Raw genomic sequence first — 16,206 nt, 5'->3', positions numbered from 1 at the left:
CACCGATGGTTCACGTTGGCGCCGCCTATGCGCGCCTAACCTTTTCCTAGCCGAAGAACTGATCCCCAGTCGGTTCTTCACAGGGCACGGCGCGAGACGTCCGTGATTTCGGGGACGAAGAGACCGTTCGGGGCTCGACGTCATCCGGATGTCCCCCGTAGCCGCGGCGATGGCCCGAGACCGAATCCCCCCAGATCGGTCTCGGGCCCCGCGTCGTTGAGGGTCCGGACGAGCTCAGGCGTCGATGGCCTCACGGTCGAGTCGGTCACTGGAGGTGACGATGAAGTCGCGACGTGGTGCCACGTCGCTGCCCATCAGCAGTTCGAACACGCCCGAGACCGCCTCGGCATCCTGTACGCGCACGCGTCGCAGCAGCCGTCCGGAACGGTCCATCGTCGTCTCGGCCAGCTGGTCCGCGTCCATCTCGCCGAGCCCCTTGTAGCGCTGGACGGGTTCCTGCCAGCGCCGTCCCGACTTCTGCACCTTCGCGAGCAGCGTGTGCAGCTCCTGCTCCGAGTAGGTGTAGATCGTCTCATTCGGCTTCGAACCGGGATTGACCACGATGACGCGGTGCAGCGGCGGGACGGCGGCGTACACGCGACCCGCCTCGATCAGCGGACGCATGTAGCGGAAGAACAGCGTCAGCAGAAGCGTGCGGATGTGCGCGCCATCCACGTCCGCGTCGCTCATCAGGATGATCTTGCCGTAACGCGCCGCTTCGAGATCGAAGCTTCGGCCAGAGCCCGCGCCGATCGTCTGAATGATCGCCGCGCATTCCGCGTTCGAGAGCATGTCGCTGATCGACGCCTTCTGGACATTGAGGATCTTGCCGCGAATGGGCAACAGCGCCTGGTACTCACTGTTGCGCGCGAGCTTCGCCGTTCCCAGAGCGGAGTCACCCTCGACGATGAACAGTTCCGACTGCTCCACGTCGGAGGTGCGACAATCGGCGAGCTTCGCCGGCAACGATGACGACTCGAGGGCGTTCTTGCGACGCTGTGTCTCCTTGTGCGTGCGAGCCGAGATCCGCGCCTTCATCTCGGACACGACCTTGTCGAGCAGCAGCGCGGTCTGCGCCTTGTCGTCGCGCTTGCTCGAGGAGAATCGCTCGGCGAGTTCCTTGGCCACCACGTTCGCGACGATGGAGCGGACCGCGGGCGTGCCGAGGATCTCCTTCGTCTGGCCCTCGAACTGCGGTTCGGGCAGGCGAACGGTGAGCACGGCCGTCAGGCCGGCGGTGATGTCGTCCTTCTCGAGCTTCTCCCCCGCGCCGACCTTGAGCCGTCGGGCGTTCTGCTCGACCTGACTGCGGACGACCTTCATCAGGCCCTGCTCGAAGCCCGCCTGATGCGTTCCGCCCTTGGGTGTCGAGATGATGTTCACGAACGAGCGCGTGACCGTCTCGTAGCCCGTCCCCCAGCGCAGCGCGATGTCGACCTCGCATTCGCGCTCGACGTCGGTCGGTACCATCGCTCCGCCCGCCTGCAGCACGGGCACGGTCTCCGTGAACGTGCCCGACCCGGTCAGTCGCCAGGTGTCGGTGATCGCCGCATCGGGCGCGAGGAAGTCCGCGAACTCGGAGATGCCGCCGTCGTAGCGATGGGACGTTTCGACGATCTCCTCTCCGCGCTGATCGATGATCGCGATCTCCAGACCCGGGATGAGGAACGCCGTCTGACGCGCCCGCTGCTCCAGCTCCTCGGCGTGGAATGTCGCATCCTTGGTGAAGATCTGACGGTCGGCCCAGTAGCGGATGCGCGTTCCGGTGACGCCCTTGGCAGCCTTGCCGACGACCCGCAACTGCGAGGCCTTCTCGAACGGGGTGAACGGCGACTCGGGCCCGGGCCCCGCGAACTGGCCGGGCTCTCCACGACGGAACGACATCGCATAGGTCTTGCCGTCGCGATCGACTTCGACATCCAGGCGCTCGGACAGGGCATTGACGACGGAGGCGCCGACGCCGTGCAAGCCACCCGACGCCGCGTACGAGCCGCCGCCGAACTTCCCGCCGGCGTGCAGCTTCGTGAAGACGACCTCCACGCCGCTCAGCCCGGTTCGCGGCTCGACGTCGACCGGGATGCCGCGCGCACGGTCGCGGACCTCGACGCTGCCATCGGAGTGCAGGACGATGTCGATTCGCGAGCCGTAGCCCGCGAGGGCTTCGTCGACCGAGTTGTCGATGATCTCCCAGACGCAATGCATGAGCCCGCGCGAGTCCGTCGAGCCGATGTACATGCCGGGACGCTTGCGGACAGCCTCCAGGCCCTCGAGCACCTGGAGGTGGTGGGCGGAATACTCGGCGGTCACAATCCTCAAGCGTATCCAGCCCCGCGGACACCTCGGCTGCGACACACAGAGGCCCCGACTACCGCGGACGATGAGCGCAGGGGCGGGGTACGCGCACAGCGAAATGTGACCGGTTCGCGGCATTGCTGACCCCACGGCGTGGTTGTATGTCATGACATCGCACCGCATCTCATGTACCGAGGAGGAACCGAAATGAGCATGTCGACCACCGCTGAGCCTGACGTCCTCGAGTACCGACTGACCGCGACGGACCGTTGCGACTCGTGTGGCGCCCAGGCCTACATCGCGGCCGAGGTCAACGGCAGCGAACTGCTGTTCTGCGCGCACCACGGACGCAAGTACGAAGAGAAGCTGCGCGCTGTCGCGACCTCCTGGCACGACGAGACGGCTCGTCTCGCCGACGCGCGCTGAGGCCTCCCACGTAGACTGGCGGAGTTCCCCTTCTCCACTTGTCTCGGAAGGACTCTGTCATGACGCGTCGAGGCCTTCCTCTCTTGCACCGATTCGAGGTGCTGTTCGAGCGTGCGCGCGGTTTCGATCTCGCGTCGGTGCGTGAGAGGGCCCGTTTCACTGCTCGCGTACACGACAAGAGCTATCCGCTCGTGTTCGCCGACATGCTCTGGTCGGCCGCGCGACATCGCGTGGGATTCAACGACTACATGGAGTTCGACTTCGCCATCTTGACGCGCGCCGAACGGGCGACCTGGGTCACCAGTCCCCTCGCGCTGGAGCTCTCGAACCGCTACGACGATCCCGCCCAGGTGCATCGCTTCCACAACAAGGTCGACTTCAACCGCGACTTCGACCGTTTCCTGGGACGTCAGTGGCTGGAGCTCGTCGACGGCAACGCCGACGAGCTGGAGGCCTTCGCCCAGCGGCATCCCGTGTTCATCGCCAAAGTCCCGGTGAGCAAGTCCGGGCTCGGGGTTCGTCGTTACGATGCGAGCGCCGTCAGTGATTGGCCCGCGTTCCACGCCGAGCTGCTGGCGAAGGGTGAGGTGCTCATCGAAGAGCGCATCGTGCAGCACCCGGACCTGGAAGCCATCGCTCCCGGAACGGCGAACACGACCCGGGTCACGACATTCGTCAAGGACGACGGCTCGGTCGAGATCATCAACATGGCGCAGAAGTTCGGTCGCGGTCAGGTCAGCGACCAGGCGTCGTTCGGCGGCTTCTACACCGCGCTCCACGAGGACGGGCGAGCGATGGGCATGGGCTACTCGACCGCGGGCGAACTCTTCGAGACCCACCCGGACACCGGCTTCCGCATCGCCGACTACCGGCTTCCGATGATGGAAGAGGTGCGTGCACTCATCACCGACGTCGCACTCGTGATCCCCGAGGTGCGCTACGTCGGCTGGGACGTCGTCGTCACCCCCACCGGACCGGTCCTGGTCGAGGGCAACTGGGGCGCGGGTGTCTTCGAGAACAAGCCTTCCGCGACGGGGATCCGCCACGGTCACCTTCCTCGCTACCGCGCCGCGATGGGCTTCTGAGCGCCGAAGCGAAACGCCGGCGCTCTCACACGAGGTCGCCGGCGTTTCGCGTCTGTCGGCGCGGTCTCACGCCGCCCGGATGATTCCGAGGGGGGTGGATTCGCGGCCCTGGCCCAGAGGGTTGTCGGCAAGGATCCGCACGAGCTGACGCTCCCCTGCCCTGTCGAGTGTGGAGCCGAGAATGTTCCCGCCGATGTCATTGATGTCGACGACCGCGACCTGAACGTTCCGGCCGAGCAGCGACTTGACGCGTGCGGCCACTTCGGCCGGGCGCGTCGGGCCCAGAACGACCGCACGGTCGTAGGGCGGGATGGTGCCGTTGGTCGGACCATCGATCGCACGCGCCTTGTCGCCGGCGATGCGGTAGAAGTCGCCCCGGCGTCCGAACGCCTTCGTCACCGCGCTGATCGCCGCAGCGAAGAGGATGCGCGGGGTACCGCACTCCCGAAGGGCCATCTCCATCGTCTCCGGCATGCCGAGCCCGATGCCGTAAGAGGTCTTCGTCACGTACTTCGACAGGAATCGAGCCAGGCGACGCGGTCGGATCTCGTCCAGCGTATACGAACGGCCCTGCGTGATCGCGACGATCTTCTCGGTGATGAACAGCAGGTCGCCGTCCGTCACCTGGTCGGCCGCGTACTCCGCGATCACCTCATCGAGGCTGTCGCCGGGCATGACGACGCGCGTACGGATCGGAATCCGTGCGAACGTCGTCCCCTCGACGGTGACAGTGAGCGCCTTGCCGTCATTGGGGACCTCGGCGCTCATTCGAGATAGTCCCGCAGCGACTGCGACCGCGAGGGGTGACGGAGCTTCGCCATGGTCTTCGATTCGATCTGACGGATCCGCTCGCGTGTCACGCCGAAGGTGTCGCCGATCTGGTCGAGCGTCTTGGGCTGTCCGTCGCCCAGGCCGAAGCGCATGCGGATCACGCCTGCCTCGCGCTCGCTCAGCGAGTCCAGAAGGGACTCGAGCTGGCGTTGCAGCATGGTGAACCCGACGGCATCCGCCGGAACGACGGCCTCGGTGTCCTCGATGAGGTCACCGAACTCGCTGTCGCCGTCCTCGCCGAGCGGGGTGTGCAGCGAGATCGGCTCGCGGCCGTACTTCTGCACCTCGATGACCTTTTCGGGCGTCATGTCCAGCTCGCGCGAGAGCTCCTCGGGCGTGGGCTCGCGTCCGAGGTCCTGCAGCATCTGCCGCTGCACACGGGCGAGCTTGTTGATGACCTCGACCATGTGCACCGGGATACGGATGGTGCGTGCCTGATCGGCCATCGCGCGCGTGATCGCCTGACGGATCCACCACGTCGCGTACGTGGAGAACTTGAAGCCCTTGGTGTAGTCGAACTTCTCGACCGCGCGGATCAGACCGAGGTTTCCTTCCTGGATCAGGTCCAGGAACTGCATGCCGCGACCCGTGTAGCGCTTGGCGAGCGAGACGACCAGACGCAGGTTGGCCCCGAGCAGGTGGCTCTTGGCGCGCTGGCCGTCGCGTGCGACCCACTGCAGATCCAGGCCGAGCTGGCTGGACTTCTCCGACGCCGACATGTGCGAGAGCTTCTCTTCGGCGAACAGCCCCGCCTCGATCCGCATTGCGAGCTCGACCTCTTCGGCCGCGTTCAGCAGCGGCACCTTGCCGATCTGCTTCAGATAGTCCTTGACCGGATCGGCGGTCGCGCCGGTGATCTGCGTCGAGTAGACAGGGACATCGTCTTCGTCGCTCGAGGAGATGACGATGGCGCCGGTGGGAAGGGGCTCGGAGAAGGCCGGCTTCGTGGTGCCGTCCTCATCGTCCTCGTCGTCATCGCCCTTCTTGTCGGTCGCCCCGGTCGATGACTCGGCGGCGTCGTCGCCGGAATCGTCGTCCGATGCGTCCTCGATGTCGGTGTCGTCGAGCTCGACGTCGTCGTCGATCTCCTCGTCGTCATCGGACGCCGTCTTCTTGGACGCCTTCTTCGGGGCCGCCTTCGACTTGGCCGGAGTCTTCGACGCCGCCTTCTTGGCGGCGGTCGTGGTCGTCGCCTGTTCCGTGGCGGACTCCGTGGCTTCCTCCTCCTCGACCTTGCGGGAGCGGGTGGTCTTCGTGCCTGAGGTCACGTCTTGCCTTTCACCGACGCAGGCGTCGGGTTTTCGGACAGGAGTAAGACCCTTGTCAAGTCCGTGGTCGCCTCGTCACGAGCCGACCGCGATTCGACAACGGGTCAGGGATCCATTGTCGCATACATCATCGGACAGACCGTGCGCAACAGTCCATCAGGATCCCCACAGCATCCATAACGTCGCGGGGACGGTGGGCATTCCGCTCAGCGTCGACCGCGGCGGTCGTCGCCTCGCCACTCGTCGCCGCGGCGGTCGTCGTCCCGGCGGTGATCGTCGGTGCGACGGTCGGCCAGGAAGCGCTCCAGCTCTGCGGCGAGCTCGTCCGCGCTGGGCAGATCGCCGGGGTGGATGATCGGCTGGCCGAGGTTCGATCCGGCCATGTAGGCGTCGTACCGCTCTTCGAGAGCGTGCAGCATGGAGGTCAGTTCGGCGTTGCCCTCCACCTGGTCGTCCACCTTCGCGACATACTCCCGGTTCTCCTCGCGCACGTCGTCGACGTTGAAGACGAGGCCGCTGGCCACCGACAGGCTGTCCAATCCCGCGAGTGCGGCGGCCGGGTAGTCCGTGTCGGCGAGGTAGTGCGGCACGAGGAGCACGAATCCGGCGACGGAGGCGCCGCTCTGGGCGAAGCGGTGCTCCAACAGATGACCGACCGTCGCCGGCACCTGCGTGTGGGGCTGCCACACGGAGTGCGCCTGTGTGAGGTCGGCGCGCGTCCCGCTCACGGTCGTGCCGATCGGCCGTGTGTGCGGCACGGGCATGGGAATGGCGTGCACCCACGTCACCGTCGACACCTGCAGTCCTTCGGCGAGGCCCACGACGGTCTCGGTGAACGCCTCCCAGGCGAAGTCCGGCTCGTAGCCGGCCAGGAGAACGAACGGCTGCCCGAGGGCATCGTGCGCCAGTGAGAGTTCCAGCCGGGGCGGACGGTAGTCGGCGAGATGGTCGGCGTCGAAAGTGATCGTCGGACGCCGCGCACGATAGTCGAGCAGCACGTCGGCCGAGAACCTCACGATCGGAGCCGGCTCGAGGTCGTCGCGGAACATCTCCACCATCTGCGAGACGGCGCCACCGGCATCCGTGAAGCCCGTCAGCACGATCACCAGCGGAAGGCCGGCAGGGACCGGTGGGGCCGACACCACACGCTCGTAAAGGGGACCGCTCAGGGGCATGAGACAACTGTACGAGCCTTCCTCAGGCGGAGGCCCGCGTGCCGCTGACAGCGAACACGCCGCGCGCGGCTCGCCGCCATCGGGCGTCGCCGGTCCCGGACGGCGCAAACCTAGGATGGAGGTCATGGCGTTTCCCGAGCTGTCGTACACGACCGATCCGCTGCGTGAGACGAAGGCCGATGCCCTCGTGCTCGCCCTCCCACCGCTCGACCACGATCGCGGGGCGCTCGCGCAGTGGCCGGGCCTGGCCTCGGCCCTGGAAGCCGTCGGCTTCTCGGGTGCGCTCGGCAGCACGGTGCGCGCGTACGCCCCGGAAGCGACGTCACTGCCCCTGATCGTGGTCGGCACGGGGCCCTCGCCCGACACCGCCGCCCTGCGTGAGGCGGTCGGCGCCGCACTGCGGACCACCACCGGCTTCGACACCGTGGCCATCGAGGTCCCGGGAGTCGATGAGGACGGGTGGGGAGCAGTCGCGGAGGGTGCAGCGCTCGGCGCGTACCGCTTCGACGGATACAAGTCGGTTGCCTCGCCTGCGCGTGCGTCACACGTGATCATCCGCGGTGAAGGAACCACGGTCCCCTCGGCGCTGGTTCGTGCGCAGGTCGTCGGCGATGCGGCCGCACTCGTCAAGGACCTCGTGCACACCCCGGCCGAGTGGCTGGGCCCGCAGGATGTCGCGGACGCTGCTCGGGCCGCGCTGTCAGAACTCCCCGTGGACGTCGTCGTCCTGGACGAGAAGCAGCTCGCCGCCGACGGTTACGGGGGCATCCTCGGTGTCGGTCAGGGATCGGACCGCCCCCCGCGTCTCGTGCGACTCGATTACGCACCCGCGGATGCCGAGCGCCACGTCGCGATCGTGGGCAAGGGCATCACCTTCGATACCGGCGGCCTCTCGCTCAAGCCGGCCGCGGGAATGGTGGGCATGAAGTACGACATGGCCGGGGCCGCGACCGTGCTCGCCGTCGTCCGCGCGGCCGCACAGCTTCGTCTTCCGGTGCGCGTGTCGGGATGGCTCTGTTTGGCTGACAATATGCCCTCGGGACGAGCGACGCGGCCCGGGGACGTGTTGCGGATTCTGGGCGGGACCACCGTCGAGGTGTTGAACACCGACGCCGAAGGGCGGCTCGTCCTCGCCGACGGCCTCGTCGCTGCCAGTCGCACGCATCCGGACGTGATCGTCGACGTGGCCACGCTGACCGGAGCCATCTCGGTGGCGCTCGGTTCTCGCCACACGGGGGTCATGGGCTCAGAGGATGCCGTCGCCGAATATCTCGACGCGGCGGAGGCCGCAGACGAGCTGGCGTGGCCGCTGCCGCTGCCGGCTCACATGGAGGAGGAGCTGGACTCCCCTATCGCCGACCTGGTCAATGCGAAGATCGGGGACCCGTCGGGAGGCTCGCTTTTCGCCGGGCTGTTCCTCCAGCGGTTCGTCGGGCGCGTCTCCGACGACGCGGACGCACCTCGCATCCCCTGGGTGCACCTGGACATCGCCGGCAGCGGGAGCACGAAATCCGCGACCGGCGCGACGGACAAGGGGCCCACCGCGGCGACCGTCCGCTCGCTGCTCGCATTCGTCGAAGGAGACGCACGATGACCGCACACCACTCCGATCTCGTCGTTCTGGGCGGCGGGTCGGCCGGATACGCCGCGGCGATCCGTGCAGCCGAGCTCGGGCGCTCGGTCGTCATCGTCGAGAAAGACAAACTCGGCGGTACATGCCTGCATCGAGGCTGCATCCCGACCAAGGCGATCCTGCACGCGGCGGAGATCGCCGACGCTGTCCGTGATGCGGCGAGCGTCGGCGTGGCGGCGACGTTCGAGGGCATCGATGTGGCGGGGGTCACCGCCTTCCGCGAGGGCATCGTCGCCAAGAAGTTCGCGGGGCTCGCCGGCCTCATCAAAGCACGCGGGATCACGGTTGTCGCCGGTGAGGGGCGGCTGGTCGTCGATGGCGATGGACCCGGTGTCGCGGTGGGCGAGGTCACCTATCGCGGAACCGACGTGCTCCTCGCGACGGGCTCGCACACGCGTACGCTTCCGGGCATCGAGATCGGGGGCCGGATCCTCTCCAGTGAAGAGGCACTCGCGCTCGCTGAGGTTCCCGCTTCCGTCATCGTGCTCGGTGGCGGCGTCATCGGCGTCGAGTTCGCCAGCGCGTGGCGATCGATGGGGGCGGATGTCACGATCGTCGAGGCGCTCGACCACCTCGTGCCGGCAGAGGACGTCGCCTCGAGTAAGGCTCTGGAGCGCGCCTTCCGCAAACGCGGAATCGTCGCTCGACTCGGTTCTCGCTTCGCCTCCGTTTCGCAGACGGATGCCGAGGTCTCGATCGTCCTGTCCGACGGCAGCGAACTGACCGCGGACTATCTCCTCGTGGCGGTCGGACGCGGGCCGTCAACGGCCGGGATGGGGTTCGATGAGGCCGGCGTGGTTCTCGAGCGCGGCTTCGTGAGCGTGGACGAGCGCCTCCACACATCTGTCCCGCACGTCTGGGCGGCCGGCGACATCGTCCCCGGCTTACAGCTGGCCCACCGTGGCTTTCAGCAGGGGATCTTCGTGGCCGAGGAGATCGCCGGCCTCCGACCCGTCGTGGTCGCGGAGCAGAGCATCCCGCGGGTCACCTACTCGCACCCCGAAGTGGCGTCCGTCGGGATCACGGAGGCAGCCGCGCGAACCGCACACGGCGACAGGGTTGCGGTCTCTGAGTACAACCTGGCCGGCAACGGCAGAAGCGAGATCATCGGCACCGGGGGCATCGTCAAGATCGTCCGACTGGTTGACGGGCCCGTGATCGGCGTCCATCTGGTCGGCGATCGCGTCGGCGAGCTGATCAGCGAAGGCCAGCTGGCCGTCGCCTGGGAAGCCCACCCTGAAGACATCGCGCCCTACGTGCACGCGCACCCGACGCAGAGCGAGGCGCTCGGCGAGGCATTCCTCGCGCTTGCCGGCAAGCCTCTGCACGCACTCTGACACCCACTTTTCCCGCCCCGTCCGACACGTCACCGCTTGGCCCTCGCGAGGGTCACTAAGCTAGTTGTCGGACATCGAACTTCTGAAGGAGACACAGTCATGAGCACATCCGTGGTCCTCCCCGCGCTCGGAGAGAGCGTCACCGAGGGAACGGTCACCCGTTGGCTCAAGAAGGTCGGTGACACGATCCAGGCCGACGAAGGGCTGCTCGAGATCTCGACCGACAAGGTCGACACCGAGATCCCCTCCCCCGTCAGCGGCGTCATCGAGGAGATCCTGGTCGCCGAGGACGAGACCGTCGAGGTCGGCGCTGTTCTCGCCAAGATCGGAGACGGCTCCGCTGCGGCTCCGTCCGACGACGCTCCGGCGGCCGAGCAGCCCGCCGCTGAGGCGGCACCGGCAGAAGCGGCGCCCGCTGCTGAGGAGGCTTCCCCGGCCCCGGCCGCTGCCTCCGCTCCCGCACCGTCGGGCGATGCGAAGGATGTCGTTCTCCCCGAGCTGGGCGAGAGCGTCACCGAAGGAACAGTGACGCGCTGGCTGAAGCAGATCGGTGACGAGGTCGCGGTCGACGAGCCGCTTCTCGAGATCTCGACCGACAAGGTCGACACCGAGATCCCTTCGCCGGTTGCGGGGACGTTGCAGGAGATCCTCGTCGCGGAGGATGAGACGGTTGCCGTCGGTGCGGTGCTCGCCCGCATCGGCTCGGGCGCCCCCGCGCCCGCTGCTCCGGCACCGGCCGCGCCCGCTCCCGCCGCTCCCGCTCCGGCTGCGGCGCCCGCTCCGGCTGCTGCGCCCGCTCCGGCCGCGGCGCCCGCTCCGGCTGCTGCGCCCGCTCCGGCCGCGGCGCCCGCTCCGGCCGCCGCGCCTGCTCCGGCCACGGCATCCGCCGACGACGCGACGACCTACGTCACCCCTCTGGTGCGCCGACTCGCGCAGCAGCAGGGTGTCGATCTCGCCTCCGTGACGGGGACCGGGGTCGGTGGCCGCATCCGCAAGGAAGATGTGCTCAAGGCGGCCGAGGCCGCTCAGGCCGCACCCGCGGCCGTCGCGCCCGCTCCGGCGGCTCCGGCGCCGCTCGAGGTCTCGCCGCTGCGCGGGACGACTCAGCCCATGTCCCGTCTTCGCAAGGTTCTCGCGGAGCGCGCGGTCGCCTCGATGCAGCAGACGGCTCAGCTCACCACCGTCGTGAAGGTCGACGTCACGAAGGTCGCCTCGTACCGCACGGCGGTGCAGAAGGACTTCGTCGCGAAGACGGGCGGCAAGCTGTCGTTCCTTCCGTTCTTCGTGCTCGCGGCCGCCGAGGCGCTGCAGGCGTTCCCCGTGATCAACGCCACGGTGGACGGCACCGACATCGTCTACCCCGCCACCGAGAACATCTCGATCGCGGTCGACACCGAGCGCGGGCTGCTGACTCCCGTTCTCCGTGACGCGGGCACCAAGACGCTGGCGGGGATCTCGTCGGAGATCGCTGACCTCGCCGCCCGTACGCGCGACAACAAGCTGAAGCCCGACGAGCTCGCCGGCGGCACGTTCACCGTGACCAACACCGGTTCTCGTGGCGCGCTCTTCGACACCCCGGTCGTGTTCCTCCCCCAGTCCGCGATTCTCGGGACCGGCGCGGTCGTCAAGGAACCCGGTGTGGTGAAGGTCGACGGCGTCGAGGCGATCGCAGTGCGCTCCTATGTGTACCTGGCCCTGTCGTACGATCACCGCATCGTCGACGGCGCGGACGCGGCCCGCTTCCTCGGCGCGGTCAAGACTCGCCTCGAGACGGCCGACTTCGAGGCCAACCTCGGGATCTGAGCGGACGCCCCGCCGGCGGGCACACTTCATGGCTGATCCGCGACGTCGTACACGTCGCGGATCAGCCATTTCCCGTCCATCTGCACGAGAACGAGCACCTGGTCCGGCTGCTCTCCGCCGGTAACACGGTATGCGGCGACTCCGCCGTACTCGTCGACGAGGGTGACCTCGCGCTCACCGATGTTTCCCACGACGCCTGCGTCAGGGATCCCGACTCCGGGGTCTTCCAGAAAGACGGAGCAATCCGCCTTCTGCGCCCGGACGCACGACGCGAGATCGGAAAGCAGGCGTCGCGCGGTGCCGCTGTCGTCGATGCCGTCCGACGGTGCGGGTGTCCCGGCATCCGTTGCTGGGGGATCGGACATCGCTGCCGGCGTGGAAAGCGTCGGTTGATCCGGGGACGGTGGGGAGACGGCGGACTCCGGCGGCGCCGAAGAGGCCATCTCGCCGTCAGGCCAGGCGAGCCCGGCCACGATGATGACGGCAGCGATGGCGGCCGCGAGCAGGAGCGGCGATCGCCGGTGGGTGCGCGGCACACCATCCTTGCGCGTTGCCGCTTTCCTCGCTGACGTGGTGAGGGCTCCCGCCCGGTGTCGTGCCGTCGCGAGGCCGCGCCCACGACGCGCCGTCACTGTCCGTCGCAGCGCGGAGCGGACATCGCCGAGCACGCCCAGAGCACGAGCGGCGAGGTCATGATCCATGAGCGGCGCGACCCATCTCGCCGCATCGGGCGGAAGGTCGTCGTCGGCGCCATCGAGACGTGCCGGGAGACGTGCCGCGAGACGTGCCGCGTGACGTGGGGCGGGCACGCCCGCGGCGCCTTCGGCAGTGCCCGCGGTGGGCAGCGGCGTCGGTTCGGCGGCGGCGAACAGCTCATCCTCCACACGCTCGCGCCGAGCCGGCGTCGTGTGGCCCACGCCGATCAGTGCGGCGGCCTCCCGCACGGCGTGCCGCAGACCCGGTGCGGCCGCCTCGGCGAGTTCGTTGAGCAGTGCGACCGTATCGGCCTGCCAGGGTGCTCCGGTCGGAGCGAGAAGTGGACACCCCTCGGTGTCCACCCACCAGGAGCCGACGGTGAATCCGCACCTCTCGGCTTCTGCCGCGCCGCGCAGCACACTGACGGCAGCCGTGACGATGGCTCCCGCCTCCCACGCCCGTCCGGCAACGAGCGCGATCAGTCGGTGCGGGCAGTGCGGCAGGAGCGCGGCGTGGCCGTCGGGTGTGCGCGCCAGATCAGCGGGGGTCAGCACATGCTCGCCGCCGCGCACGCGCCAGATCTCGCTCGGAAGATCCTGCACGGGCACCCACACGGTCGGTGGAGTGCCCGCGCGGAGATCTCCGGGGAAGGGCGCGTCGGCGGCCGCCAGCGTCCGCAGCAGCGGTGGGGGCGCGAGCAGACCGGAATCGAAGCTCATATCGCGAGTGTCGCCGCTCGTCGGCGGGGCTCGGCGACGAACGGGGCAACTGTGTAGACGCCGACGCTCTGGGCCGATGGGGAGGAGCTCTCGTCGCACCGCATGCGCATGCGCCGTGTCGGCGCGACGGTAGGCTGTGGGAATGGCATCCCGCAGTTCCGCACCCGACAAGGGCCCCGGCTTCTTCTCTCAGATCCGCTCGCTCTACACCTTCACGAAGGCCGAGTTCTCGTGGCTGCCGTGGGTGCTGGTGGCTGTCGTGGTCGTCGGAATCGGCATCGGCATCCTCGTCGGATTCCTCATCCCGCCGGCGGCTGTCTGGAGCGTCATCCTGTGGGGTGTCACCGGTCTTCTGTTCGGTCTGTTGGGCGCCATGATCGTGCTCACGCGACTGTCGACGCGCGCGATGTACATCAAGCTCGACGGGATGCCGGGAGCCGCCGGGCACGTGCTGTCTACCTCGCTCGGTCGCAGCTGGGTCGCCTCCGAGATGCCCGTGGGCGTCAACCCCAAGACGCAGGACGCTGTCTACCGCGTGATCGGCCGCGGCGGTGTCGTCATCGTGGGTGAGGGTGCGCGCGGGCGGCTGACCCGACTCGTCAACGACGAGAAGATGAAGGTCCAGCGCGTCGCGTCGGGAGTCCCGATCAACGTGCTCTACATCGGTCACGGCGAGGGGGATGTCCCCATCTCGAAGCTCTCGGCGACCATCAAGTCGTTCCCCAAGAAGGTCGACCGCACGACGATGGCTGCCGTCGTCAAGCGCGTGGACTCGGTATCGCAATCCGTCACCTCGCTGCCGATCCCGAAGGGCATCGACCCGATGCGTGCGCGCGCGCCGCGCCCGCGCTGAGCCTCAGCCGCGAACGAGGACCGTCCCCGCGATCTTGTCGTGAAGGCCGCGGTGATCGCCGTCCCAGATCACGGCGGGGATGATCAGGGCGAGCAGGAGGGTGCGCACCAGCGGACGCCAGACGCCGCTCCAGCCTCCGTCGACACGGACGATCCGCATGCCGAACAGCCGATGCCCCGGGCTTGCTCCCAGCGTCGGGATGAACAGTACCTGGACGGCGAGGAAGATCAGGTTCGACGCGACCGGATTGGCGTATCGGAACCCCGTGACCTCGTCCAGTGTCGGGAAGAACGCGTAGGCGATCAGTGTCGCCGTGGCCAGGTCGACGGCGAGAGCGCCGATGCGGCGACCGATCCGCGCAATGCTCCCCGCGCCCGACCGTGGCAGCCCGAGCCGCTCGCCGGGATAGGTGCTGTCGTGTTGTCCCGTATTGTCGGAGGTACCTGCCGTCACCGGGTCAGCTTATCCGCGTCGCTGTAACATCCCCGAAACACGGGGGATACTGCCGGGCAACCGGTCATCGATAGCGTCGAGGCGGGCCTGATCCCGTTCAGGCGTGTTCCACACCCGATCTTGGAGACTCCATGTTCAAAGATTCATCCGAGGTTCTGAAGTTCATCAAGGACGAGGACGTCAAGTTCCTCGACATCCGGTTCACGGATCTGCCTGGTGTGCAGCAGCACTTCAACATCCCGGCCTCGACCGTCGACGAGGAGTTCTTCACGGTCGGCCAGCTGTTCGATGGCTCGTCGATCCGCGGTTTCGCGAACATCCACGAGTCGGACATGCAGCTCATCCCCGACGTGTCCACCGCCTACATCGACCCGTTCCGCGAGGCGAAGACGCTCATCATGCTCTTCGACATCTACAACCCGCGCAACGGCGAGATCTACAGCAAGGACCCGCGTCAGGTCGCCAAGAAGGCCGAGAAGTACCTCGCCTCGACCGGCATCGCCGACACCGCGTTCTTCGCTCCCGAGGCCGAGTTCTACATCTTCGACGACGTCCGCTACGAGGTGAAGCAGAACGCCAGCTTCTACAGCGTCGACTCCGAAGAGGGCGCCTGGAACACGGGTCGCGCGGAGGAGGGCGGAAACCTCGCCAACAAGACGGCCTACAAGGGCGGCTACTTCCCCGTCTCCCCCGTCGACAAGACGGCCGACCTCCGCGATGACATCAGCCTGCACCTCATCGACGCGGGCCTGATCCTCGAGCGTGCGCACCACGAGGTCGGCACCGGTGGTCAGCAGGAGATCAACTACCGCTTCGACACGATGGTGCACGCGGCCGACGACATCCTGAAGTTCAAGTACATCGTCAAGAACGTCGCCGAGCAGTGGGGCAAGGTCGCGACCTTCATGCCCAAGCCCCTCTTCGGAGACAACGGCTCGGGGATGCACACCCACCAGTCGCTGTGGCTCGAGGGCAAGCCGCTCTTCTACGACGAGAAGGGCTACGGCGGCCTGTCCGACGTCGCTCGTTGGTACATCGGCGGTCTGCTGGCGCACGCGCCGGCTGTCCTCGCCTTCACCAACCCGACGCTGAACTCCTACAAGCGTCTGGTCAAGGGCTACGAGGCTCCGGTCAACCTGGTCTACTCGGCCGGTAACCGCTCGGCCGCGATCCGCATCCCGATCACGGGCAGCAACCCGAAGGCCAAGCGCATCGAGTTCCGCGCGCCCGACGCCTCCGGCAACCCGTACCTCGCCTTCGCCGCCCAGATGATGGCGGGCCTGGACGGCATCAAGAACCGCATCGAGCCGCACGAGCCGGTCGACAAGGACCTGTACGAGCTGCCGCCCGAGGAGGCCAAGAACATCCCTCAGGTTCCGAACTCGCTGCTCGACTCGCTGGAGGCGCTGCGTGCAGACCACGAGTTCCTCCTGGCCGGTGGTGTGTTCACGCCCGAGCTGATCGAGACCTGGATCGAGTACAAGATCGAGAACGAGATCAAGCCGCTCGCCGCTCGTCCGCACCCGTTCGAGTACGAGCTGTACTTCGGAGTATGAGCCAAACGAGGCGAATGCGTAGGAATGCGTAGCTACACGTAGCGGTACGTACCTCGTTTCACCCCGGAGGTCACCTCCA

Annotated in this window: 13 protein-coding genes; 7 read left to right on the top strand and 6 right to left on the bottom strand. The window is 67.7% G+C overall.

Annotation, left to right across the window (positions count from 1 at the left end; genetic code table 11):
• Nucleotides 1–234: 234 nt before the first annotated feature.
• Nucleotides 235–2,310 carry a DNA topoisomerase IV subunit B gene (locus CEP17_RS05240; RefSeq protein ID WP_112932871.1) on the bottom strand — a complete coding sequence of 692 codons (2,076 nt, stop codon included), beginning with the start codon at nucleotides 2,308–2,310 and terminating at the stop codon, nucleotides 235–237.
• Between the two features lie 189 nt (nucleotides 2,311–2,499).
• On the opposite strand from CEP17_RS05240, the gene CEP17_RS05235 reads away from it, so the two are divergent.
• Together CEP17_RS05235 and CEP17_RS05230 are read left to right on the top strand one after the other, a co-directional pair.
• Nucleotides 2,500–2,718 carry a hypothetical protein gene (locus CEP17_RS05235; RefSeq protein WP_036317645.1) on the top strand — a complete coding sequence of 73 codons (219 nt, stop codon included), beginning with the start codon at nucleotides 2,500–2,502 and terminating at the stop codon, nucleotides 2,716–2,718.
• A 59-nt stretch (nucleotides 2,719–2,777) separates the two neighbouring features.
• Entirely contained in the window at nucleotides 2,778–3,803 is a 1,026-nt protein-coding gene (locus CEP17_RS05230) for a sugar-transfer associated ATP-grasp domain-containing protein (RefSeq protein ID WP_112931505.1), read from the top strand.
• Between the two features lie 66 nt (nucleotides 3,804–3,869).
• Here CEP17_RS05230 and CEP17_RS05225 read toward each other — a convergent pair whose 3' ends face one another.
• The 3 genes from CEP17_RS05225 to CEP17_RS05215 form a co-directional block, all read right to left on the bottom strand.
• Complete coding sequence (locus tag CEP17_RS05225) at nucleotides 3,870–4,571, bottom strand: coenzyme F420-0:L-glutamate ligase (RefSeq protein ID WP_039415943.1); 702 nt, start codon at nucleotides 4,569–4,571, stop codon at nucleotides 3,870–3,872.
• A complete protein-coding gene (locus CEP17_RS05220; RefSeq protein WP_112931504.1) occupies nucleotides 4,568–5,902 on the bottom strand; it encodes an RNA polymerase sigma factor in 1,335 nt (444 codons plus the stop codon). Before CEP17_RS05220 ends, CEP17_RS05225 begins: the two co-directional genes overlap by 4 nt.
• Before the next feature lie 206 nt (nucleotides 5,903–6,108).
• Nucleotides 6,109–7,077 carry a PAC2 family protein gene (locus CEP17_RS05215; RefSeq protein WP_039415941.1) on the bottom strand — a complete coding sequence of 323 codons (969 nt, stop codon included), beginning with the start codon at nucleotides 7,075–7,077 and terminating at the stop codon, nucleotides 6,109–6,111.
• 124 nt (nucleotides 7,078–7,201) lie between these two features.
• Between CEP17_RS05215 and CEP17_RS05210 the strand changes: the two genes are divergently transcribed.
• The 3 genes from CEP17_RS05210 to sucB all read left to right on the top strand — a co-directional run bounded on the left by CEP17_RS05210 (nucleotide 7,202) and on the right by sucB (nucleotide 11,850).
• A complete protein-coding gene (locus CEP17_RS05210) occupies nucleotides 7,202–8,671 on the top strand; it encodes a leucyl aminopeptidase (RefSeq protein ID WP_112931503.1) in 1,470 nt (489 codons plus the stop codon).
• The gene (lpdA, locus tag CEP17_RS05205; protein ID WP_112931502.1) at nucleotides 8,668–10,047 is read left to right on the top strand and encodes a dihydrolipoyl dehydrogenase; all 1,380 of its coding nucleotides are present in this window, start codon (nucleotides 8,668–8,670) and stop codon (nucleotides 10,045–10,047) included. Before CEP17_RS05210 ends, lpdA begins: the two co-directional genes overlap by 4 nt.
• A 99-nt stretch (nucleotides 10,048–10,146) precedes the next feature.
• Entirely contained in the window at nucleotides 10,147–11,850 is a 1,704-nt protein-coding gene (sucB, locus tag CEP17_RS05200; protein ID WP_112931501.1) for a 2-oxoglutarate dehydrogenase, E2 component, dihydrolipoamide succinyltransferase, read from the top strand.
• Nucleotides 11,851–11,876: 26 nt separating this feature from the next.
• Here the strand turns inward: sucB and CEP17_RS05195 are convergent, their stop codons facing one another.
• Entirely contained in the window at nucleotides 11,877–13,265 is a 1,389-nt protein-coding gene (locus CEP17_RS05195; protein ID WP_112931500.1) for a hypothetical protein, read from the bottom strand.
• A gap of 142 nt (nucleotides 13,266–13,407) precedes the next feature.
• Here CEP17_RS05195 and CEP17_RS05190 point away from each other — a divergent pair, with 142 nt between their 5' ends.
• Nucleotides 13,408–14,118, top strand: coding sequence for a DUF4191 domain-containing protein (locus CEP17_RS05190; protein ID WP_112931498.1), 711 nt, complete (start codon nucleotides 13,408–13,410; stop codon nucleotides 14,116–14,118).
• 3 nt (nucleotides 14,119–14,121) lie between these two features.
• Here CEP17_RS05190 and CEP17_RS05185 read toward each other — a convergent pair whose 3' ends face one another.
• On the bottom strand, nucleotides 14,122–14,571 hold the full coding sequence (locus CEP17_RS05185; RefSeq protein WP_039415935.1) for an RDD family protein: 450 nt from the start codon (nucleotides 14,569–14,571) through the stop codon (nucleotides 14,122–14,124).
• Between the two features lie 131 nt (nucleotides 14,572–14,702).
• Here CEP17_RS05185 and glnA point away from each other — a divergent pair, with 131 nt between their 5' ends.
• Complete coding sequence (gene glnA / locus CEP17_RS05180; protein ID WP_036289844.1) at nucleotides 14,703–16,127, top strand: type I glutamate--ammonia ligase; 1,425 nt, start codon at nucleotides 14,703–14,705, stop codon at nucleotides 16,125–16,127.
• Nucleotides 16,128–16,206 lie beyond the last annotated feature (79 nt).

It is taken from the genome of Microbacterium sp. PM5 (assembly GCF_003293595.1).
Lineage (GTDB): Bacteria > Actinomycetota > Actinomycetes > Actinomycetales > Microbacteriaceae > Microbacterium.
The sequence above is the reverse complement of the archived record's forward strand: the minus strand, read 5'-3'. Positions and strand labels throughout refer to the sequence as shown.

Bases quoted from the DNA above. Each gene is read 5' to 3' on its own strand.
- CEP17_RS05225 (WP_039415943.1), bottom strand. From the start codon at position 4,571: ATGAGCGCCGAGGTCCCCAATGACGGCAAGGCGCTCACTGTCACCGTC.
- CEP17_RS05195 (WP_112931500.1), bottom strand. From the start codon at position 13,265: ATGAGCTTCGATTCCGGTCTGCTCGCGCCCCCACCGCTGCTGCGGACG.
- CEP17_RS05210 (WP_112931503.1), top strand. From the start codon at position 7,202: ATGGCGTTTCCCGAGCTGTCGTACACGACCGATCCGCTGCGTGAGACG.
- CEP17_RS05230 (WP_112931505.1), top strand. From the start codon at position 2,778: ATGACGCGTCGAGGCCTTCCTCTCTTGCACCGATTCGAGGTGCTGTTC.
- CEP17_RS05235 (WP_036317645.1), top strand. From the start codon at position 2,500: ATGAGCATGTCGACCACCGCTGAGCCTGACGTCCTCGAGTACCGACTG.
- CEP17_RS05215 (WP_039415941.1), bottom strand. From the start codon at position 7,077: ATGCCCCTGAGCGGTCCCCTTTACGAGCGTGTGGTGTCGGCCCCACCG.
- CEP17_RS05190 (WP_112931498.1), top strand. From the start codon at position 13,408: ATGGCATCCCGCAGTTCCGCACCCGACAAGGGCCCCGGCTTCTTCTCT.
- glnA (WP_036289844.1), top strand. From the start codon at position 14,703: ATGTTCAAAGATTCATCCGAGGTTCTGAAGTTCATCAAGGACGAGGAC.
- sucB (WP_112931501.1), top strand. From the start codon at position 10,147: ATGAGCACATCCGTGGTCCTCCCCGCGCTCGGAGAGAGCGTCACCGAG.
- lpdA (WP_112931502.1), top strand. From the start codon at position 8,668: ATGACCGCACACCACTCCGATCTCGTCGTTCTGGGCGGCGGGTCGGCC.